Genomic DNA, 20208 nt, shown 5'->3' on the forward strand with positions numbered 1-20208 from the left:
GGCAGGCCGTTTAGCCGCAGTGCCAGCAAGCACGAGTAGGAGTCAGCGCCGCCGCACTCCGGTTCTCCTGCCTGACAAGCCCGAACAGTTGCCCGAGTGACGAGCTCGAACTCCACAAGCATGGGCATCGGCAGGAGCGCTCTCGTCCATGAGTCTACTGCGGAGAACGTCTATGCGACGCCATGTCGGGATCGATGTATCCAAGGCCGAACTGGTCATTCATGCCCTGCCGGACGAGCAGGCCTGGACCCAGCCCAATACGCCACAGGGGCAGCGTGCGCTGGCCCAACGTCTGGCTGGGATGGACTGCGAGCGGATCGTGCTGGAAGCCAGCGGTGGGTACGAACGTGCCGTGCTGCAAGTGTTGCGGCAGGCCGATCTGCCCGTGGTGCGGATGCCCGCCGATCGTCCGCGCAAGCTCGCCCAGGCCTTGGGCCTGCATGCCAAGACCGATGCCCTGGACGCGCGCCTGCTGGCCATCGCCGCCCAGCACATCCCGACCACCCCCACGCCCGTGGTGCCCGGGCACCAGCAGTCTCTTCGCGAACTGCTGGACCTGCGTGCCACGCTGGTGGGCCAGCGCGATGCCCATCGGCGGCGCTTGGAACACATTACCAGCGCCAAGGCGCAACACCGCTGCCGAGAGGTGATCGCCCTGCTGAACCAGCAGATCCAGACGTTGATGCAGGAGATCGAGCAGCAGGGCAAGACCTGCTCGAGCCTACCCAAGGTGCCTGGGCTCGGCACGATCCTGCGCGCGGTTCTGGCCGCGCGGCTGCCAGAGCTGGGCACGCTGCCGCCACGCAAGCTCGCTGCCCTGATCGGGCTGGCCCCGTTCAATCACGACAGCGGTTGCTGGAAAGGCCAGCGCCGCATCAAAGGCGGACGTGCCGACGTGCGGCGCGTGCTGTACATGGCCACCTGGGCCAGCATCCGCGCCAAATCCCCCTTGGCCAACACCTACGCACGTCTGCGCGCAGCGGGCAAGCCGGCCAAGGTCGCCATCGTCGCCTGCATGCACAAGTTCTTGCGCTGGCTCAATGCCATCGCGCGCGATCAGGCCCCGTACGCTCCTCCTGTCATCGCAGGTGCATGACAGTTGACTCCTACGAGTACGCACTCGCCATGCGACACGCGCCGTGCAGCGTCGCCCGCCATCTGCCAAAGCGAAAGTCGTTCTGACCGTGACAGCAGCCCACTGTGGGAGGGACTTCAGTCCCGACGCGCTGCGCGATGGAAGGGGCGGAATAGGCGAACGGAGAGTGTCATGCGTCGCGGCTGAAGCCGCTCCCACACGGGTCTTTCTGGGATACGGAAAAGGAAGCTGGCGCAGTCACCGTAGGAGCGGCTTCAGCCGCGACGCGCTTTACCGGGAACGCCGAATGACGCACGCATCCCGGCGCCACGCACGTCAGTCCTCCGCACTCGCCTCGCCTGCCAACGGCGGCAGATGCGGCGCGATCAGTTGCAGGGTCCGTTGCAGCGCACCGCGGCCGTTGGCGACCAGCGCGCAGCCGGCCTCGGCCATCTGCTTGCGCGCCTCGGCATCGCCCAGCAGGGACTGCAGCGCCGCGCACACGGCGCCGGCATCCTCGCAGATGGCCACCGCACCGGCCTCGCGCATGCGCCGCGAGATTTCGGAGAAGTTGTGCAGGTGCGGGCCGGTGACCGACGGCGTGCCGACCGCCGCCGGCTCCAGCAGGTTGTGGCCGCCGATCGGCTGCAGGCTGCCGCCGACGAAGGCGACCTGCGCGCAGGCGTAGAAGCCCATCAACTCGCCCAGCGTGTCGATCACGAACACCGCATCGTCGGCACCCGGCCATTGCTGCTGGCGGCGCGTGGCCACGCGCCAGCCCTGGTCGCGCGCCAGCGCCTCGACCTTGGCGAAGCGTTCCGGATGCCGCGGCGCCCACAGCAGCAGCAGGTCCGGCCACTGCCGGCGCAGTTGCCGGTGCATCTCGATCACCGCCGCTTCCTCGCCGTCGTGGGTGCTGGCGGCGATCCACACCGGGCGCGCCGCCGGCACACGCTCGCGGAACGCGGCAACGACCTCCGGCAGGTGCGCGGGCGCGGCGATGTCGAACTTCAGGTTGCCCAGGGCGCGCACCTGCTCGGCGCGCGCGCCCAGCGCGACGAAGCGCTCGGCGTCCTCCTGCGACTGCGCCGCCACACAGGTGACGGTGCGCAGCGCACGCCCGATCAGCGGTCGCAGCACCCGGTAGCCGCGCAGCGAACGCGCCGACAGCCGCGCGTTGAGCACGTACACCGGAATGCCGCGGTCGCGGCAGCCGAACAGCATGTTCGGCCACAGTTCGGTTTCCAGGATCAGCGCCAGGCTCGGGCGGAAATGCTGCAGGAAGCGGCCGACGCTGCCGGGCACGTCGTAGGGCAGGTACACATGGTCCAGCGCGTCGCCCCACAGCGCGCGTACCCGCTCCGAGCCGGTCGGGGTGATGGTGGTGATCACCCAGCGGATGTCCGGACGCTGCGCACGCAGCGCGTTGACCACCGGCGCGGCGACGTTGACCTCGCCCACCGAGACCGCGTGCAGCCACACCCGCGGGCGTCCGCGCGCCTGCGAGTACGAGGCGTAACGCTCGTCCCAGCGCTGGAAGTACTGGCGCACGCGGAAGCCGCGCCAGACCAGGTGATAGACGGTGACCGGCAGCAGCAGATAGAGCACGGCCGAGTACAGGCCGCGCAGCAGCCGCTCGATGAAATCGTTGCGCATCCGGACAGCATAGCCGGTTGCGTCGGGACGGCGGCAGACGATCGCCATGCCCCCAGCCGTGCGCGCCGACGCGGCCGTACGCGTGCCCGGCTAAACTTGGCGCATGTCTGCCGCTCCCACTCCGCCCGCGTCCGCGACCCAGGCCGCACCGCCGCCACGCTCGCCCCGCCACTGGCCCACCTGGCTGCTGCTCGGCCTGGCGGTGATCGCCGCACGCCTGCCGTGGCTGCTGCAGCGCGCCCTGGGCCGCGGCATCGGCTGGCTGGCGCTGCGCCTGGCCGGCACCCGCCGCCATGCCGCCGAGGTGAACCTGACACTGTGCTTCCCGGAGCAGAGCGAGGCCTGGCGCGCGCGCCTGCTGCGCGACAGCTTCGACGCGCTGGGCGTGGGCGTGTTCGAATTCGCCCGCGCCTGGTGGGGCGGCATCGGCGCGATTCGCCGGCGCACCCGCATCGAGGGCCTGGAACACCTGCAGGCGCTGCAGGCGCAAGGCCGCGGCGTGCTGCTGGTGTCGGGCCACTTCATGACCCTGGAGATCTGCGGCCGCCTGCTGTGCGATCACGTGCCGCTGGCCGGCATGTACCGGCGCCACCGCAATCCGGTGTTCGAATGGGCGGTCAAGCGCGGCCGCCTGCGCTACGCCACCGCCATGTTCGCCAACGAGGACCTGCGCGGCAGCGTGCGCCACCTCAAGCGCGGCGGTTTCCTGTGGTACGCGCCGGACCAGGACATGCGCGGCAAGGACACGGTGTTCGTGCCGTTCTTCGGCATGCCCGCGGCGACCATCACCGCCACCCACCAGCTGGCGCGACTGACCGGTTGCGCGGTGGTGCCGTACTTCCACCGCCGCGAAGGCGCCGACTACATCCTGCGCATCGCCCCGCCGCTGGAAGACTTTCCGTCGGAAGACATGGTCGCCGACACCGCGCGGGTCAACGCCGCCATCGAGGCGATGGTGCGCGAGGCGCCGGCGCAGTATCTGTGGATCCACCGCCGCTTCAAGCGCCAGCCCGGCGGCCGCAGCGACTTCTACGAGCGCGGCTGAACACTCACTCCGGCGTCGCGGCGTCGGTGCGTTCGCCCGGTTCGGGGTCGTTCGCCAGCAGGGCGCCGGCGTACAGGCCGATCAGCAGCATGGTCAGCGCGCCCCAGAACGACGAATAGAAGGCCAGGTGGGTGTTGAACGGGAACACCGTGATCAGCAGCGCCTGCATGGCCGGCCGCGCGCGTTCGCGCGCCTGCGCCGACGCGTAGCGCCACGCGCGCCACGCCTGCGCGGCACCGGCCAGCCACAGCAGCAGGCCGATCACGCCGGTCTCGGCGAGCACCTCGAGCACGATCTGGTGGGCATGGAAGGCCGGTTCGCGTCCCCATTCCCCGGCATGGCTCGGGTCTGGATCGCACCCGACGTAGGCCTCGCGGAAGCCGCGCACGCCGACGCCATTGATCGGGTGCTGGCGGATCATGCACCAGGCCGCGGTCCAGATCTGCGCGCGCCCGGTCAGGGCGGCGTTGAGGTCGGCCGGATGCCCGCTGAGCGCGCGCGCGGTGCGCTCGAAGCGGTCGTGCACCTGCGGCGACACCACGCCCAGCACCCCGGCGCCCAGCAGCGCGGCCACGCCCAGCGCCAGCAGCTTGCGCGCGCCAAGCAGGCGCCAGCCCGACAGCACCAGCAGCAGCGCGTAGGTGACCCACGACGCGCGCGACCCGGCCAGCACCAGCACCACGCCCACCGCGCCCGCCGCAAGCAGCCAGCCCCAGGCGCCGCCGCGGCGCGCGGCCACCCACAGCAGGAACGGCGAGACGCTGGCCAGCACCTGGCCGAACTTCAGATTGCACGGGCCGAACACGCCGCTGAGGCGATCGGCCAGGGCGATCTCCTGCGGCGTGCACAGGCCGTGGTGGCTGATCGCCCACTTCAGCTGGTCCATCGACCAGAACAGCGGGCTGGTGCCGCACAGTGCCTGCGCCAGCGCGTCCACGGTCCAGATCGCCGCGATCGCCGCCAGGCCGTTGAAGGTGATGCGGCGCCCACGCGGCGTCGCCACCGCCATCGCCACCAGCCACAGGAACGGCAGGAAGCGCAGGTCCACCGCCGATTCGCGCAGGGCCAGCGCCACGTCCACCGCGCCGAACGCCGACAGCGGCTGCGGCAGCCAGTAGGTGAGGAACAGCAGCGTGGTCAGCGCCCAGGCCGGACCGCTGAGCAGGCGCGCGCCGCCGCGGAAGCGGCTGTGCAGCAGCCGCGCCAGGGTGACCAGGGCGCCCAGCGCCAGCACGCCGGCGGCCAGGCCGGGCGCCGGCCACAGCGCGACGAACACCAGCACCCACACCGGCGCCCAGCGTTCGCGGACCTCGGGCAGGGCAGAAGCGGACAGGGAACCGTCAGGGCCGGAGTTCGTCATAGATCGCCAGGGTGCTGCGCTGCATCGCCTGCAGCGTATAGGGAAGCGTGGCCGGCGGCGCCGGTGGTTGCGCCAGCAGCGCGCGCGCGGCGCCCTGCAGGGCCGTGGCGTCGAACGTCGCCACGGCGCCGGCGGGCTGCAGTTGCGCCAGCAGTTCGCCGACCCCGCCATGCGCCCAGCCCAGGACCGGCCGCCCGACCGCCAGCGCTTCGACCACGGTGCGGCCGAACGCCTCGGGCTTGCGCGAGAGTTGCAGCACCAGGTCGCTGGCGGCATAGGCCTCGGCGATGCGGGCGGTCGGCGGCGTGAACGCCACCGCGTCGGCGACGCCGAGCGATGCCGCCTCGGCCTCCAGCTCGCGCACATACGCGTCGCGCCCGGGCTCGCGCGCGCCGGGCAGCCACAGCCGCGCGTCGCTGCCCTCGCCGCGCAGCGCCGCCAGCAGGCGCAGGGCGTCGGCGTGGCCCTTCAGGCGGGTGCCGCGCCCCGGCAGCAACAGCAGCGGCCCATTGCCGGCCAGCGCCGGCGCCTGGCCAGCGGCCCAGGCCCGCGCCTGCGCGTCCGGCCAGGGACGGCGCGGGAACTGCACCGGATCGATGCCGCGCGGCACCACCCGCAGGCGCGCCGGATCGGTCTGTGGATAGTGCTGCAGCACGTAGGCGCGTACGGTCTCGGACACGCAGATGACCCGCTCGCCGCGGGTCATCACCGCGCTGTAGCGGCTGGGCGAGTTGAGCCCATGCACGGTGGTGACCAGGCGCGGGCGCTGCGCCGCCGGCATGCCCTGCAGCGCGCGCCAGCCCAGCCAGGCAGGCAGCCGCGAGCGCGCGTGCACGATGTCCGCGCGCTCGCGCGCGAACAGGCGCCGCAGCGCCGGCACATGGCGCAGGGTCAGCAGGGACTTGCGGCCGATGTCCAGGGCGATGTGCTCGGCGCCGGTGGCGGCCAACGCCGGGAGCAGGCGGCCACCGGCCGACACGACCACGGCGCGATGCCCGGCGTCGACCAGGGCCTGGGCGATTTCCAGCGTGGACCGCTCGACGCCGCCGGACTCCAGCGCCGGCAGCAACTGCACCACGGTCAGGCGGTGCATCGAATCCGGGTCAGTCGACCAGCACGAAGACCGCGCCGCAGTACGGGCACTTGGCTTCCAGGCCCGGCTCGTCCTCGATCGGCAGGTAAACCCGCGGATGCGAGTTCCACAGCGCCATCTCCGGCGTCGGGCAGCTCAGCGGCAGGTCGGCGCGGCGCACCTCGTAGCGCGTCTGGGCGTTGGCGGGCGCGGTGGCGGTATGGCTCATGGCGGTGGGGACACGGCGAAAAGGGACAGGCGATTCTAGCAGTCCATCCCGGGCCAGGCGCGGGTCCCGGAGGCCGCGGTGGCAGCGATCGCCGGCCGTCCTTTCACGCGCCTTTCCGCTTCGCTTGATACGGAACCAACGCACCACTATGCTGGCATCACGCGGCGCCGACATGCCGCTTTGAGGTGTCTCGTGGATATAGGTGTGCGTTTGATGCAGGCGCGGCGAAATGCCGGTTTCACACTGCGCGAGCTTGCCGCCTTGTTGGGCGTGGCGCATAGCACGCTGGGTCATTGGGAGAACAACCGCTCGGTCCCCAATGCCCGGCATTTGCTGAAGATCGCCGAACTTACCGGCGTCGACGCATATGTGCTGCTGACCGGCAAGCCCTCCAAGCTGAACCAGACGGACGGCGACAGCCTGCCGCTGCCGGTGGGCAAGCGCATGGCCTGAACGAGGCGCGGCGCCGCCGGCGCCGCCCTTCGTGCCTGGCCTTCCCTCGCGCGGCCTTCGTGCCGGCCGCGCGCGCAGCGATGCGAATGGCACTGCGACATTCTGTGTCGCCCACGAATGAAAGCGTTTTCAGTCTCGACCTTTCGGTCCCTCCCCTAGCGTCTCCCTCGCCCGCCGGCCCAGCAGCCGCGCGGATCGTGGCGCCGCTGCTGTTCTCCTCTCGCCCCATACCATTGCGCGCAACCAGCGCAGGCGGCTGCGTGCGCGGCAGGTGCGATTCGCCTGCAATGCGGAAGCGTACGGCAAATCGTCCCACCCTTCTCTCCCGTTGCCCTGTCCGCCGCCGTGGCTATATCTATATTGAGCTGCCACTTTGAGGAAGTTAGGAGAGGGCAATCTGTGGCCTAAAGCTACAAATGAGTTACATCCAGCGAATATGGATCAGAATCCAATTTCCAGGAAAACAATGATCTAGGCTGCATGGCAATCAAAGACCCGACCTTCGCCAATAGCTGCGCTAGCCGCCGGACGAAGTTGCCTACCGTCAAGCCAGGACTGGCAATAACGCCCCTTAACAGCTAAACATTTATGGAAGTCGTCTGGGCAATTTGCCAACGATAAAGGCTCCGCCTCGGACAGACATATACCCAAGGACGAAGATTGTAAAAATCACAGGGGAGCAACTCATTGCTGGATGGATTCAATCAGAAACCACGTACAGCGTAGAAACCGCAACCAATACAACCGGGCCATTGATAGAATTACAACACAGCAAGTCACCAATCACTTGATCGCTCACCAACACCTTTTGATTCTCTACGACTTGCCTCTACCGCATTGCGACAGCCGAATTGCGAAACGGCTTAGAGAAAACAAGCTGGCAGCAACCGACATAACGCATCAGACCTATCGCCAAATAGATTTTGTGACATAAAGAGAGGACATACAGCACTTAACAAAAAAATGGCCAGCCCAAATTGTTGGGTGGCCATTAGAATTTCATAACCGACCCTTGCTACCGGGTCTTGATAAGATATAAGCCACCAAAGCAAAATATGAAAAAAAGAAAACGAGAACTATCCAGATGAATTTGGTACGCCCCGCAGATCTTCGCGAAAAGCAGACATAAGACAAAGGCAGAACCCAGAGAATAAAAACCCAGAAATTATTTAGCCCTGTCACTATCTACTCTCCGAACACCTGAGCGTTGTGCCATCCCAAAAGCATTCGGCACCAGCCCAGTTCATTGCCTGACTAAAATCGCCCTGGGCTCCAAAACCTTGAGCCAAATGAATAAAATTTGTGCGATCATAACCAGGATCACCGGTAAAATTATAGCTTGCGACGGAGCTTCCGTTGCTAACCATCGCTTTATTTTCCGGAATTAGATTACCGTGGGAATCACGAGCCGTCCCCGGTACAGCAGCGTAACTATGGGCCTGGAAATCGACACGATAAGTGCGCTGACTTCCGTCCGGAAATTCAACAATATACGTTGCATTGAAATTGCTGAAATTTATAAGACTTGAGTTAAAGGAATTTTCCAATTCAGCTATCGCCCCAACAAGGCCCGGGCCAAATCCAGGATTGGCTTCAGACAGAGAAGGCGCACTGAAAGCTTGGCTCGCCAATTGATTAATAACGTTCTGGTTCGCCTGAACAGATACCACCGTGTCATAAGCGTTGGTATAGCCATTGTCACTGGAAGAACCTTGCGCTTTCGCCACCGAAACCATCGAATCCAGAAGAAAGGAGATATAGCGACTTAGCAAAGACTCTTGGACAGACGCCGTAGGCGTGATGCCGTGAAGGTAAGCGGTGTAACCAAGCGTCCGGTTATTATTAATGTAGACCTGATAGTACTTGTTGAAAATACCCTGATAGTCTTGACCAACCGCATTATATTGAACTCGGCGCGTTCGGGTCACAGGCTTAGTATCATTAACATCAAGATACGAACAAGCATTATAAAGTTTATTGCTGGAAAAATCTGCCACATAAGTACTGCCAGCACTACAATTGGCAACGAGTTGAATTAATTGCTTCTCGTTGCACCCCTCACAACTTTGAGCAACAACTTGCGCATTAGCGATAGACGAAAAAAGCAAAACCGCCCCAAAACACGTAGAAACTACCGGACCTTTCATAGAACCCCAATGATTTATTGTTAGAAATCCGCTTATCGGCGCCAGCAATATCTTCAACTCAGAAATATGTCTGCGTACGTGCACTCCTAGAGGCGCGTTGGAGGCTCAATTTAGTCACTATTAAGCAGCTACAGCAATGCCTATTGCGCAAATTTTCATACATTTGCGCAATACAATGTTTTAAATATTAAACAATAGTAAGCCAAACAAGATGGCAACCAAGGGCTACCGTGTGTAGTAAGGCTCCGCCGGCATGCCGGGGCCTTCAAAAACATCAGCAACTCAACTTGGCTACTGGAGCGTGACTTGCCCCTTTCTGCTTGCTCAATCCTTGAAATATTCTCTAAAATTCTATCTCAGACCAACATGTAGCGTCTTATACAGACGCCTCATCCGGTATGACTTAGGCCTTCAATTCATCCATTTTGGTTTCTCCATCCCTGAGAACGTGGCGACTCACGTTTTGGAGTCTCCGGATAGCCCCCCCTCGCATATACCAAAAATCTATTCCTTTCCCGGCTGAGCCGGGAAATTCTCAGGCCAGATTAGTATGGATCCAACATAGAAAACCGTCATACATATGCACTAATGGCCATAACCACAGCTAACATTACTACTTATCAGCAATAGCAGGGACACACTCAAGCAGCGAGCACTCTTAGTGCTACTCCAGATAAGAGCTAGCGCTCTCAAGTAGTGCGATTACTGTCGCTAGAAAAGAAATGGGGACATGTCGAGAGAGAATTAAAAGATGCGACTCAAGATCACGACGCGACCTTGGCGCAACACGCATTTCCCCTACAGCACTACCAAGTGCAAGCCAGTCAAAAGCAACTTTCAGTTCTTGGCTAAGGATGCGCAAGCTGCTGAGACTGGGCGCAACACCATCTCCCCGCTCCCAATAAGCAATGGTAGATCTGTGGACACCCAGTTTACTGGCTAGCTCACTCTGCGATAGACCCAGAGCCTTACGAGCCGAACGGATACGGGTTGCGACTTCGCCATCATCCATTTTTTGCCCACCGATCTAGTGCCAAAAGTTGCGCCCACATTCCATTAGAGCAGGCGCAGCAGGCATTTTGCTTGAATCAGTGAGACTGTCAAACGATTGACTATGACCGCCCTCATCTATCTCCTGGGGGATTCCATGCGAGACAAGGGCCGTCCGTATCGGGCAACGTACTTCGGCTAACTCAGCCAGTCTTCTCCGCGTCGCGTTGCTTGCGGATCTGCGCATCGACCGCGGCGATCGCGGTCATGTTCATCACCCGGCGCGAGGTGGCGCTGGTGGTGAGGATGTGCACCGGCTTGGAGATGCCCATCAGGATCGGGCCGATTGCCACGCCGTCGGTGAACACGCGCACCAGGTTGTAGGCGATGTTGGCCGCTTCCAGGTTGGGCAGCACGAACAGGTTGGCGCGGCCCTTCAGCGTGCTGTTGGGCATGATCTGCTTGCGCAGCGCCTCGTCCCACGCGGTATCGCCCTGCATCTCGCCGTCGATGTTGAGTTCCGGCTTGCGCTTGAGCAGCGCCTCGCGCACCTGGCGCATCTTCAGCGCGTCGCGCGAATCGTGGCTGCCGAAGTTGGAATGCGACAGCAGCGCGATGTTCGGCTCGATGCCGAACAGCTTCAGGCGATAGGCGGCCTGCAGCGTGGCCTCGACGATCTGTTCCACGCTCGGGTCTTCCTGCACGTGGGTGTCGACGAAGAAGAACGCGCCCTGCTGGTTGATCACGCCGGTCATCGCCGAGGTCGAGCTGACCCGCGGCTCCAGCGGAATCACGCTGCGCGCGTAACCGAGCTTCTTGTGGAAGCGGCCGACCACGCCGGTGAGCAGCGCATCGGCTTCGCCGCGCGCGACCATCACCGCGGCGATCAGCGTCGGCCGCGAGCGCATCAGTTCCTTGGCCGCGGTGACGGTGACGCCGCGGCGCTCGGTCAGCGCGTGGTAGTACTGCCAGTAGTCGTTGAAGCGCGGATCGTCATGGATATTGGTGATCTCGAAATCCACGCCCGCGGTGATGCGCAGGCCCAGGCGCTGGATGCGCGCCTCGATCACGTCCGGGCGGCCGATCAGGATCGGGAACGCCAGGCCCTCGTCGATCACGCTCTGCACCGCGCGCAGCACCACTTCCTCTTCGCCTTCGGCATAGACCACGCGCTGCTTGTCGGCCCGGGCGCGGTCGTACACCGGCTTCATCATCAGGCTGGTGCGGTAGACGAACTGGCTGAGCTTGTCGCGGTAGGCGTCCATGTCGGCGATCGGCCGCGTGGCCACGCCCGAGTCCATCGCCGCCTGCGCCACCGCCGAGGACAACTCGACCAGCAGGCGCGGATCCAGCGGCCGCGGGATCAGGTAGTCGGGGCCGAAGCTCGGCGTCTCGCCGCCGTAGGCCGCGCCCAGGTCCGAGGCCTCGCGCCGTGCCATCGCGGCGATCGCCTTGACGCAGGCGACCTTCATCTCCTCGTTGATGCCGGTGGCGCCGACATCGATGGCGCCGCGGAACAGGTAGGGGAAGCACAACACGTTGTTGATCTGGTTCGGGTAGTCCGAACGGCCGGTGCCGATGATCGCGTCCGGGCGCACTGCCTTGGCCGCTTCCGGGGTGATCTCCGGATTGGGATTGGCAAGGGCGAAGATCACCGGCTGCGGCGCCATCGTCGCCACCATCTCCGGCTTGAGGATGCCCGCGGCCGACAGGCCGAGGAAGATGTCCGCGCCCTCGACGATCTCGGCCAGCGTGCGCTTGTCGGTGTCGCGCGCGTAGCGCGCCTTGTCCGGATCCAGGTCGGTACGGCCGGTGTGGATCACGCCGTCGCGGTCCAGCGCCAGGATGTTCTCCGGCTTCAGGCCCAGCGAGACCAGCATGTTGACGCAGGAGATGCCGGCCGCGCCCATGCCGGTGGTGGCCAGCTTGACCTCTTCGATCTTCTTGCCGGTGACCACCAGCGCGTTGAGCACGGCCGCGCCGACGATGATCGCGGTGCCGTGCTGGTCGTCGTGGAACACCGGGATGTTCATGCGCTCGCGCAGCTTGCGCTCGACGATGAAGCACTCCGGCGCCTTGATGTCTTCCAGGTTGATGCCGCCGAAGGTCGGCTCGAGGCTGGCGATGATGTCGACCAGCTTGTCCGGGTCGTTCTCGTTGATCTCGATGTCGAACACGTCGATGCCGGCGAACTTCTGGAACAGCACACCCTTGCCTTCCATCACCGGCTTGGACGCCAGCGGGCCGATGTTGCCGAGGCCCAGCACCGCGGTGCCGTTGCTGATCACCGCCACCAGGTTGCCGCGCGCGGTCAGTTCGCTGGCCTGCTGCGGATCGGCGACAATGGCCTCGCAGGCGAAGGCCACGCCCGGCGAATAGGCCAGGGACAGGTCGCGCTGGGTCAGCATGGGCTTGGTCGCGGAGACCTTGATCTTGCCCGCCGGCTGTTGGCGGTGATAGTCGAGGGCGGCCTGTTTGAAATCGTCGTTTGACATCGAGGGCTTCTTTTGTCGAAAGGCGCGGAGGCCCGGAATTCTACCCCCAGCAGCAGGAGTGGTCCTGTCTGGCGGCTGTCGCCAGGGCCTTGAGTGCCGGGAAAAACGCGACGCGCCGGCAAGGCCGGCGCGTCGTGCGGTGCAGCGGATCAGCGCGTGGCGAGCGGTTCGGCCGCCATCGCGGGCAACGGCACGGCCTCGCCGTCCAGGGCCAGGCGTAGGCGGTCGCGATCCAGTGCGTTCTCCCAGCGCGAGACCACCACGGTGGCCACCGCATTGCCCATGAAGTTGGTCAGCGAGCGGCACTCGCTCATGAAGCGGTCCACGCCCAGGATCAACGCCATGCCGGCCACCGGCACTTCCGGCACCACCGCCAGCGTCGCCGCCAGGGTGATGAAGCCGGCGCCGGTCACGCCGGCCGCGCCCTTGGAGCTGAGCATCGCCACCAGCAGCAGCGTGATCTGGTGGCCGAGGGTGAGTTCGGTATTGGTGGCCTGGGCGATGAACAGCGCCGCCAGGGTCATGTAGATGTTGGTGCCGTCGAGATTGAAGGAATAGCCGGTGGGTACCACCAGGCCGACCACCGACTTCTCGCAGCCGGCGCGCTCCATCTTCTCCATCAGCGACGGCAGCGCCGATTCGGACGAGGACGTGCCCAGCACCAGCAACAATTCGGCCTTCAGGTAGCGGATCAGCTTGAAGATCGAGAAACCGCACAGATACGCCACGGCACCGAGGATCACCACCACGAACAGCAGCGAGGTGACGTAAAACGAACCGACCAGCCAGGCCAGCTGCACCAACGAGTGCAGGCCGTGTTCGCCGATGGTGTAGGCGATCGCGCCCAGCGCGCCGATCGGCGCGGTCTTCATCAGGATGTGCACCAGCTTGAACACCGGCGCGATCAGCGCCTCCAGCAGGTTGACCACCGGCTTGCCGCGCTCGCCGATCAGGGCCAGCGACACGCCGAACAGCACGGCGACGAACAGCACCTGCAGCACATTGGGACCGACCAGCTTGCCATTGACCACCTGGTCGCCAGTGAACGCGCCGATCAGCGACGTGGGGATGATGTCCATCAGGAAGCCGACCAGGGTCAGGTCGTGCGACTTCTGCACGTAGCTGGCGACCTTGCTCTGGTCCAGCGTGGCCAGGTTGACGTTCATGCCCGCGCCGGGCTGCACCACGTGCGCGACGATCATGCCCACCACCAGCGCGAGGGTGGAGAAGAACAGGAAGTACACCATCGCCTTGCCGAACACCCGGCCGACCGTCTTCAGGTGGGTCATGCCGGCGATGCCGGTGACGATGGTCAGGAAGATCACCGGCGCGATGATCATCTTCACCAGCTTGATGAAGGCATCGGCCAGCGGCTTGAGCTGGGTGGCGAACTGCGGTTCCAGATGGCCGAGGACGGCACCGATGACGATGGCCACCAGCACCTGGACGTAGGTGTGCCGGTAGAACGGCACAGGCCGCGGCGCAGGCGTGGCCGGGGAAGTTGAGATGTGCATCGAAAGCGCTCCGGGACGGTCCGCCCACCCGACGCGGGTCGCGGAATGCTGCCTTTGTACGCGTCGCCAGCGTCTAAGCAGATAACCTATTGGTACTAGGCCCGGCGCCGCGCCGTGTCGACGCGGTTACAGTGGCGCGGTAGGCTCACGGAAGGGCTAACGCTACGCCGCACGCAGACGCCGCCCCTCGCGGCCGACGGCGGCGCCGTCGCCATCGCAGCGCACGTCTTCAGGGGTAGACGTCGCCGCAGGACTGCAACATCGCCGTAAAGAACGGCCGGGCGCGTCCGCTATTGCATGCAGGGGGCATCACGTCCGGCACTGTGTCCGCATCGCGGCGGCGTCGCCGTTCGCGTGCGGCCCGCCGCCGCACTGCCCGCGTCATCGCACCACCTGCCCGGCCGGGGACTGCCGTGCCTTCATTCCTTACCGAGACGACTCCATCATGCGCCACACTCTTCTCTTCGCCGCGCTGGGCCTGACCGCCGCCGCTCCCGCCTTCGCCGCCAACGGCTTCGACGACTGGCCGACCAAGGTCGCCTTCAACGACGGCACCGAACTGGCCGTGACCGGCAACTACGCCTACGACTGGAACAACTTCTCCAACGACGACGGCCGCCTGGAGGACGACAATACGTTCCGGCGCAAGGAGTTCGGCGCCACGCTGAAGAAGAAGGGCGTGTACGACGCGATGGTGTACTTCGACTTCCAGTCCAAGCTGTGGCTAGACGTGTTCTTCCGCTTCGAGACCAAGGCCCTGTTCGGCGCCGACTACGGCAAGGTGCGCCTGGGCTACATCAAGGTGCCGGTGGGTCTGGAAGGCGTGACCAGCTCGCGTGCGGACAGCTTCATGGAAGTGGCGCTGCCGGTGCAGGCGATCTACCAGGGCCGCCGGACCGGCGTGGAGTGGACCTTCGAGCGTCCGCAGTACCTGCTGCAGGCCGGCGCCTACGGCGGCAAGGATCTGCAGGGCGACAATCCCGGCACCACCCAGGCGGTACGCGGCGTGTGGACCCCGTTCAAGGCCGACGGCGACGTGCTGCACCTGGGCCTGGCGTACTCGCAGGAGAATCCGCGCGGCTACCACAACGGCCTGGACGTGAGCTTCAGCCCGCGCGCGCGCTTCCGTGCGCGTCCGGAAGCCGGCCTGACCGACGTGCGCCTGATCGATTCGGGCACGCTGGTCGACGTCGACCAGGTGCGCCGTACCGGCCTGGAGGCGATCTGGATCAAGGGTCCGTTCTCGATGCAGGGCGAGGCGCTGCGCGCCGACGTGACCCGCGACAACGGCCGTCCCGACTACACCGCCAACGGCCAGTACGTGTTCGCCAGCTACGTGCTGACCGGCGAATCGCGGCCCTACAGTGCCGGCAACGTCGGCAACATCAAGCCGGCCAACGCCTACGGCGCGGTCGAACTGCTGGCGCGCTACAGCCGCCTGGACCTGGACGACGGCACGGTGCTCGGCGGCCGCCAGCACGACTGGACCCTGGGCGCCAACTGGTACCTGACCAGCCACTTCAAGTTCCAGGTGAACTACGTGCGTGCCGATGCCGAGCGCGCCGGCGTGCGCGTCAAGCCGAACTCGCTGGACCTGCGCGCCCAGGTCCAGTTCTGAGCCGACGCAGTCCGGCCGATCCGACGCGATCGGCCGGACTGCGGCCCGCTGCGCCGCGCGAAGGCGCTGCGCAGCGAACTGCTGGCATGGCGCTCGGCGATACCGACGACGACTGGGTGATGTGCCCTGTCCACCCACGACGTGCCCGTTGCAGATCCGCGAGACGGGGTCGCCGACATCCACTGACGCGATCGGCGGCCAATCTGCCTGGGTCCTTCGCTCTCGCTTGGCGATCCACGGCACCGGCCATCGCCACCGCGCACCGCAAACGCCAGCGCACCCTCTAAGCTGATGCGGTCCCGGCCGTCGCGTTCTTCCGCATGCCCTCGCTCCTGCGCCATCGTCGCCTGATCCTGCTGCTGGTCGTCATCGTCGGCGGCATGGTGCTGGCGATGCTGTCGGCGCAACACGTCGCCGAACAGCGCGCGCTGCGCGCAGAGAGCGTGCAGTTGCGCCAACAGCTGGAGCTGTATGCGCAGACCCTGCAGCAGCGCATCGACCGCTACCGCACCCTGCCGCAGGTGCTGGCGCTGGACCCGGAACTGCGCGACGCCCTCACCCATCCGCTGGACGCGGCCACGCAGCAGCAGTTGAACCTGAAGCTGGAACGCGCCAACGACGTCACCCGCTCCTCGACCCTGACCCTGATCGATGCCAACGGCGTGGCCCTGGCCGCCAGCAACTGGCGCCTGGCCAGCAGCAACGTCGGCGCCGACTACAGCTTCCGCCCCTACGTGAAACAGGCCCTGGCGCAAGGCAAGGGCCGTTTCTACGGCATCGGCATGACCACTGGCGTGCCCGGCTACTTCCTCTCGCAGGCGATCCTCGACGCGCATGGACGCCCGCTCGGGGTGATCGTGATCAAGATCGAACTGGCCGCGCTGGAGCACGAATGGCTGCGCGTCCCCGACGTAGTGCTGGTCAGCGATGGGCATGGCGTGGTGTTCCTGTCCAGCCGCGACGTGTGGCGTTACCGCCAGTTGCAGCCGCTCAGCGCGCGCGAGCGCGACGAACTGCTGGCGACCCGCCAGTACGCGCAGCAGACCCTGCTGCCGGCGCGACGGCGGGTCTTGGAGACGCTGGACGATGGCGGCCAAGTGATGCGCATCGACATGCCGGCGCAGCCGGCGCCGCTGCTGTGGCAGAGCATGGCGCTGCCGGAGAGCGGCTGGCGCCTGCACCTGCTGCACGACGTCGGCGGCAGCCGCGCCGCCGGCCGCGCCGCCGCGCTGGCCGCGGCCGGCATCTGGCTGGCGCTGTCGTTTCTGGGCCTGCTGTTCCAGCAGCGCCAGCGCCTGGCGCGGCTGCGCCAACGCAGCCGGCGCGAACTGGAAGCGCTGTTGCAGCAGCACGCGCAGGAACTGCGCACCGCCCAGGATGGCATCGTGCAGGCCGCGCAGCAGGCCGACACCGGCCTCAGCCGCAGCCTGGAGCACCTGCCGCAGGGCGTGGTGATCATCGACGCGCAACTGCGCCTGGTGGCGTGGAATTCGCGCTATCTGGAGATCTTCCGCTTTCCGCCGGAGCTGATCCGGGTCGGCCGCCCGATCGAGGACGTGTTCCGCTACAACGCGCGCCGCGGCCTGCTCGGCCCCGGCCCCGTGGAAGCGGCGATCCAGCGCCGCCTGGACCATCTGCGCAGCGGCCGCCCGCACATGCGCGAGAGCGAGAAGGACGACGGCACGGTGCTGGAGATCCGCGGCAATCCGCTGCCCGACGGCGGCTTCGTGACCAGCTACGCCGACATCACCAGCTACAAGAACGCCGCACGCGAACTGCGCTCGCTGGCCGACGCGCTGGAGCACCGCGTCGCCGAACGCACCCACGACCTGGCCGAGGCCAAGCGCGAGGCCGAGAACGCCAACCGCTACAAGACCCGCTTCGTGGCCTCGGCGGTGCACGACCTGCTGCAGCCGCTCAACGCCGCGCGCATGTTCGTCTCGGCACTGCGCGGCAAGCTGCACGACGCCGATGCGCGGCAGATCGCCGACCACGTCGACAACGCGCTGGCGGCGCAGGATGCGATCCTCAACAGCCTGCTGGACATCTCGCGACTGGAAGCGGGCACGCTGAAGACGCAGGTGCAGGACCTGGCGCTGGACCCGCTGCTGCAGACCCTGGCGCGCGAGTTCGGCATCGTCGCCGAAGGCCGCGGCCTGCGCCTGGACTACGTGCCGACCCGCGCCACCGTGCGCAGCGATGCGACCCTGCTGCGGCGCATCCTGCAGAACTTCCTGTCCAACGCGGTGCGCTATACGCCACGCGGGCGCGTGCTGCTGGGTTGCCGGCGCGACGGCACGCAGTTGCGCATCGAGGTCCACGACCAGGGACCGGGCATTCCCGACGCGCTGCAACAGGAGATCTTCGAGGAGTTCCGCCGACTCGGCGACGGCGTCGCCAACGACCGCGGCGCCGGCCTCGGCCTGGCGATCGTGGAGCGCATCGGCCGCCTGCTCGGCCATCGCATCGGCCTGCGCTCGCAGTTGGGCCGCGGCAGCGTGTTCTCGGTGACCGTGCCGCTGGGCGATGCCGCGGCCGCGCAACGCCAGGCGCCGGCGGCGATGGCCAGCGACAACGGCGACGACCCGATCCTGCACGGCTGCCGGGTCTGGTGCATCGACGACGACCCGCGGGTCTGCGAGGCCAGCCGCACCTTGCTGACGCGCTGGGCCTGCCAGGTGGAACTGGCCGCCGGCCCGGAGCAGGCGTTGGCCGCGGCACAGCCGGCGCAGGCACCGGAACTGGTGCTGCTGGACGTGCGCATGGGCGAATGCGACGGCCCGACCCTGTTCGCGCAGTTGTGCACGCGCTGGCAGGCCGAGCCGCGCGCGATCCTGGTCACCGCCGAGGCCGATCCGGCGCTGCGCACCCTGGCGCAGGAGCGCGGCTGGGGCTTCCTGGCCAAGCCGGTCCGCGCGCCAGCCCTGCGCGCGCTGATGACGCAGATGCTGCTGCGGCGTGGGTGAGGCGTGTGAGCGGTTTATCAGGCTTGGGGAGTGTGGATCTTTGGCTGCCGTACCCTCATCCGCCCCTGCGGGGCACCTTCTCCCGGCGGGAGAAGGAAAGCGCTAGCCCCTCTCCCCCCGGGAGAGGGGTTGGGGTGAGGGTACGGGGCGCGCCGCGCCGCGCACGACCTCATCCGCAGTTGACGCGCCAATCCCACCGCTGCGCTGGCGGCGAAAGAATTCTAGCCGCCGTACCCTCATCCGCCCCTGCGGGGCACCTTCTCCCGGCGGGAGAAGGGAGGCGCTGGCCCCTCTCCCCCGGGAGAGGGGTTGGGGTGAGGGTCCGGGCGCGCAGCGAGGCCTCTACCACTCGCGCGGCGCGATCAGTTCCTCGACGTCGGCGTCTTCGAAACCGTAGGCCTTGGCGATGTGCAGGAAATCCACGCCGATGTTCTCGCTTGCGGCGGTCTCGATCTCGCTGTCGTGGGCCTCGAACTCCAGCGCTAGCTTGTTGAATTCCTCGGTGGCGGCATGGGTCAGCCGGTATAGCGCCGGCAGGTCCGCCGGTGCCTGCGCCTCGATCGCCTCGCACAACCGCAGCAGGATCTTCTGTCCCTTGCCGACCAGCGACGGGGGGAAGTAGTCGTCGTCCAGCATCTCCTGCAGGAACGGATAGTGGGCGGTCTGCTCGTTGCGGAGGGTCGTGGTGGGCATGGTCAGGTGGGCTCCGCCCGCGGGGGGCGCGGGCATCGGCGCATAGCATCGCGTATCCGGGCGCCGCGGAAAACGCCCCCCGCGGCGATTCGGTTCAGGCCTCGCCTTCCGGCTCCAGCGCCTTCACCAGCACCGCGGCCTGGGTGCGGCTGTGGCACTCGAGCTTCTTCAGGATCGCGGTCACGTGGACCTTGACGGTGTTCTCGGCCAGGCCCAGTTCGTAGGCGATCTGCTTGTTGAGCAGGCCGTCGGCCAGGCACAGCAGCACCCGGAATTGCTGCGGGGTCAGTTGCGCCAGGCGCGCGGCCAGCTGCGCGTCTGCCTCCGACCGTGCCGCGGTCAGCGGCGGGAACCAGGTGCCGCCGTCGAGCACCGCCGCCACCGCGATGCCGATGGTCTCGGCCGGCGAGGACTTGGGGATGAAGCCGGCCGCGCCGAATTGCTGCGCACGACGGATGACCCGCGGGTGATCGTTGGAGGAGATCACCACCACCGGCACGTCCGGGCGCTCGCCGCGCACGTGCAGCAGGGCCGAGAAGCCGCGCGCGCCAGGCATGGCCAGGTCCAGCAGGATCAGGTCGGCATCGGCCTGCGCGGCCAGCGCAGCGTCCAGGGTGGCGGCACTGGCCGCTTCCACCACCAGGGCGCGCGGCAAGGCCTGGCGCAGCGCGTGCAGCACGGCAGCGCGGAACAGCGGGTGGTCGTCGGCGACCAGGATCGTCGGGGCATCCATGGGCGTGAGGCGGCTGGCATGACGCCGCGAGGCGTCGGGTGGGCGCGGACGGCGCGCAGGACATGCAGTGTACGTGTAGCGTGGAGGGATGCCGAGCGTGCGGCCGCTCCACCGGAGAGTTGCGCGCCATGGCCGGCCTGCCGGATCTTGTCGGCAGCGCGC

15 protein-coding genes are annotated in these 20208 nt (G+C 66.5%); 5 read left to right on the forward strand and 10 right to left on the reverse strand.

Going from position 1 to position 20208, the window contains the following annotated elements:
- Nucleotides 1-172: 172 nt before the first annotated feature.
- On the forward strand, nt 173-1096 hold the full coding sequence (locus AC1PLR_RS16295) for an IS110 family transposase (protein WP_481101609.1): 924 nt from the start codon (nt 173-175) through the stop codon (nt 1094-1096).
- Nucleotides 1097-1411: 315 nt separating this feature from the next.
- Here the strand turns inward: AC1PLR_RS16295 and waaA are convergent, their stop codons facing one another.
- Nucleotides 1412-2731 carry a lipid IV(A) 3-deoxy-D-manno-octulosonic acid transferase gene (gene waaA, locus AC1PLR_RS16300; protein WP_010344495.1) on the reverse strand — a complete coding sequence of 440 codons (1320 nt, stop codon included), beginning with the start codon at nt 2729-2731 and terminating at the stop codon, nt 1412-1414.
- Nucleotides 2732-2834: 103 nt separating this feature from the next.
- Between waaA and AC1PLR_RS16305 the strand changes: the two genes are divergently transcribed.
- A complete protein-coding gene (locus tag AC1PLR_RS16305; protein WP_481101654.1) occupies nt 2835-3776 on the forward strand; it encodes an LpxL/LpxP family Kdo(2)-lipid IV(A) lauroyl/palmitoleoyl acyltransferase in 942 nt (313 codons plus the stop codon).
- A 4-nt stretch (nt 3777-3780) separates the two neighbouring features.
- On the opposite strand, the gene AC1PLR_RS16310 is transcribed toward AC1PLR_RS16305, so the two are convergent.
- From AC1PLR_RS16310 to AC1PLR_RS16320, 3 genes are read right to left on the reverse strand one after another with little or no spacing between them, the layout of a single operon-like run.
- Nucleotides 3781-5136, reverse strand: a complete 1356-nt coding sequence (locus tag AC1PLR_RS16310) for an O-antigen ligase family protein (RefSeq protein ID WP_481101655.1) — start codon at nt 5134-5136, stop codon at nt 3781-3783.
- Nucleotides 5117-6229 (reverse strand): glycosyltransferase, encoded by a 1113-nt coding sequence (locus AC1PLR_RS16315; protein ID WP_481101656.1) that lies wholly within the window; start codon nt 6227-6229, stop codon nt 5117-5119. The genes AC1PLR_RS16310 and AC1PLR_RS16315 overlap by 20 nt, the downstream gene beginning before the upstream one ends.
- Nucleotides 6230-6239: 10 nt before the next feature.
- Nucleotides 6240-6437 (reverse strand): zinc-finger domain-containing protein, encoded by a 198-nt coding sequence (locus tag AC1PLR_RS16320; protein ID WP_010344507.1) that lies wholly within the window; start codon nt 6435-6437, stop codon nt 6240-6242.
- Nucleotides 6438-6515: 78 nt separating this feature from the next.
- Here AC1PLR_RS16320 and AC1PLR_RS16325 point away from each other — a divergent pair, with 78 nt between their 5' ends.
- The gene (locus AC1PLR_RS16325) at nt 6516-6890 is read left to right on the forward strand and encodes a helix-turn-helix domain-containing protein (protein ID WP_234006538.1); all 375 of its coding nucleotides are present in this window, start codon (nt 6516-6518) and stop codon (nt 6888-6890) included.
- A gap of 1181 nt (nt 6891-8071) precedes the next feature.
- Here the strand turns inward: AC1PLR_RS16325 and AC1PLR_RS16330 are convergent.
- The 4 genes from AC1PLR_RS16330 to AC1PLR_RS16345 form a co-directional block, all read right to left on the reverse strand.
- Nucleotides 8072-9094, reverse strand: a complete 1023-nt coding sequence (locus AC1PLR_RS16330; RefSeq protein ID WP_481101657.1) for a hypothetical protein — start codon at nt 9092-9094, stop codon at nt 8072-8074.
- A 607-nt stretch (nt 9095-9701) separates the two neighbouring features.
- Nucleotides 9702-10049 carry a helix-turn-helix transcriptional regulator gene (locus AC1PLR_RS16335; protein WP_481101658.1) on the reverse strand — a complete coding sequence of 116 codons (348 nt, stop codon included), beginning with the start codon at nt 10047-10049 and terminating at the stop codon, nt 9702-9704.
- A 181-nt stretch (nt 10050-10230) separates the two neighbouring features.
- Nucleotides 10231-12522, reverse strand: coding sequence for an NADP-dependent malic enzyme (locus AC1PLR_RS16340; protein WP_481101659.1), 2292 nt, complete (start codon nt 12520-12522; stop codon nt 10231-10233).
- Nucleotides 12523-12671: 149 nt separating this feature from the next.
- Nucleotides 12672-14036, reverse strand: a complete 1365-nt coding sequence (locus tag AC1PLR_RS16345; RefSeq protein ID WP_481101660.1) for a dicarboxylate/amino acid:cation symporter — start codon at nt 14034-14036, stop codon at nt 12672-12674.
- Between the two features lie 445 nt (nt 14037-14481).
- Here AC1PLR_RS16345 and AC1PLR_RS16350 point away from each other — a divergent pair, with 445 nt between their 5' ends.
- Together AC1PLR_RS16350 and AC1PLR_RS16355 are read left to right on the forward strand one after the other, a co-directional pair.
- A complete protein-coding gene (locus tag AC1PLR_RS16350; RefSeq protein WP_481101661.1) occupies nt 14482-15654 on the forward strand; it encodes an OprO/OprP family phosphate-selective porin in 1173 nt (390 codons plus the stop codon).
- A 320-nt stretch (nt 15655-15974) separates the two neighbouring features.
- Nucleotides 15975-18620 (forward strand): hybrid sensor histidine kinase/response regulator, encoded by a 2646-nt coding sequence (locus AC1PLR_RS16355; RefSeq protein WP_481101662.1) that lies wholly within the window; start codon nt 15975-15977, stop codon nt 18618-18620.
- A gap of 342 nt (nt 18621-18962) precedes the next feature.
- On the opposite strand, the gene AC1PLR_RS16360 is transcribed toward AC1PLR_RS16355, so the two are convergent.
- Both AC1PLR_RS16360 and AC1PLR_RS16365 read right to left on the reverse strand, forming a co-directional pair.
- The gene (locus AC1PLR_RS16360) at nt 18963-19313 is read right to left on the reverse strand and encodes a DUF5713 family protein (RefSeq protein ID WP_010344517.1); all 351 of its coding nucleotides are present in this window, start codon (nt 19311-19313) and stop codon (nt 18963-18965) included.
- A 94-nt stretch (nt 19314-19407) separates the two neighbouring features.
- Nucleotides 19408-20046: a LuxR C-terminal-related transcriptional regulator gene (locus AC1PLR_RS16365; RefSeq protein WP_048490880.1), complete on the reverse strand. Its 639-nt coding sequence runs from the start codon at nt 20044-20046 to the stop codon at nt 19408-19410.
- Nucleotides 20047-20208: the final 162 nt, after the last annotated feature.

Source organism: Xanthomonas sp. NCPPB 3570 (genome assembly GCF_056725115.1).

What these genes read in the sequence shown, in the direction of transcription:
- AC1PLR_RS16320 (WP_010344507.1), bottom strand. Translation starts at nt 6,437, where the DNA reads ATGAGCCATACCGCCACCGCGCCCGCCAACGCCCAGACGCGCTACGAG.
- AC1PLR_RS16355 (WP_481101662.1), top strand. Translation starts at nt 15,975, where the DNA reads ATGCCCTCGCTCCTGCGCCATCGTCGCCTGATCCTGCTGCTGGTCGTC.
- AC1PLR_RS16350 (WP_481101661.1), top strand. Translation starts at nt 14,482, where the DNA reads ATGCGCCACACTCTTCTCTTCGCCGCGCTGGGCCTGACCGCCGCCGCT.
- AC1PLR_RS16310 (WP_481101655.1), bottom strand. Translation starts at nt 5,136, where the DNA reads ATGACGAACTCCGGCCCTGACGGTTCCCTGTCCGCTTCTGCCCTGCCC.
- waaA (WP_010344495.1), bottom strand. Translation starts at nt 2,731, where the DNA reads ATGCGCAACGATTTCATCGAGCGGCTGCTGCGCGGCCTGTACTCGGCC.
- AC1PLR_RS16335 (WP_481101658.1), bottom strand. Translation starts at nt 10,049, where the DNA reads ATGGATGATGGCGAAGTCGCAACCCGTATCCGTTCGGCTCGTAAGGCT.
- AC1PLR_RS16345 (WP_481101660.1), bottom strand. Translation starts at nt 14,036, where the DNA reads ATGCACATCTCAACTTCCCCGGCCACGCCTGCGCCGCGGCCTGTGCCG.
- AC1PLR_RS16315 (WP_481101656.1), bottom strand. Translation starts at nt 6,229, where the DNA reads ATGCACCGCCTGACCGTGGTGCAGTTGCTGCCGGCGCTGGAGTCCGGC.
- AC1PLR_RS16305 (WP_481101654.1), top strand. Translation starts at nt 2,835, where the DNA reads ATGTCTGCCGCTCCCACTCCGCCCGCGTCCGCGACCCAGGCCGCACCG.
- AC1PLR_RS16360 (WP_010344517.1), bottom strand. Translation starts at nt 19,313, where the DNA reads ATGCCCACCACGACCCTCCGCAACGAGCAGACCGCCCACTATCCGTTC.
- AC1PLR_RS16295 (WP_481101609.1), top strand. Translation starts at nt 173, where the DNA reads ATGCGACGCCATGTCGGGATCGATGTATCCAAGGCCGAACTGGTCATT.
- AC1PLR_RS16365 (WP_048490880.1), bottom strand. Translation starts at nt 20,046, where the DNA reads ATGGATGCCCCGACGATCCTGGTCGCCGACGACCACCCGCTGTTCCGC.
- AC1PLR_RS16340 (WP_481101659.1), bottom strand. Translation starts at nt 12,522, where the DNA reads ATGTCAAACGACGATTTCAAACAGGCCGCCCTCGACTATCACCGCCAA.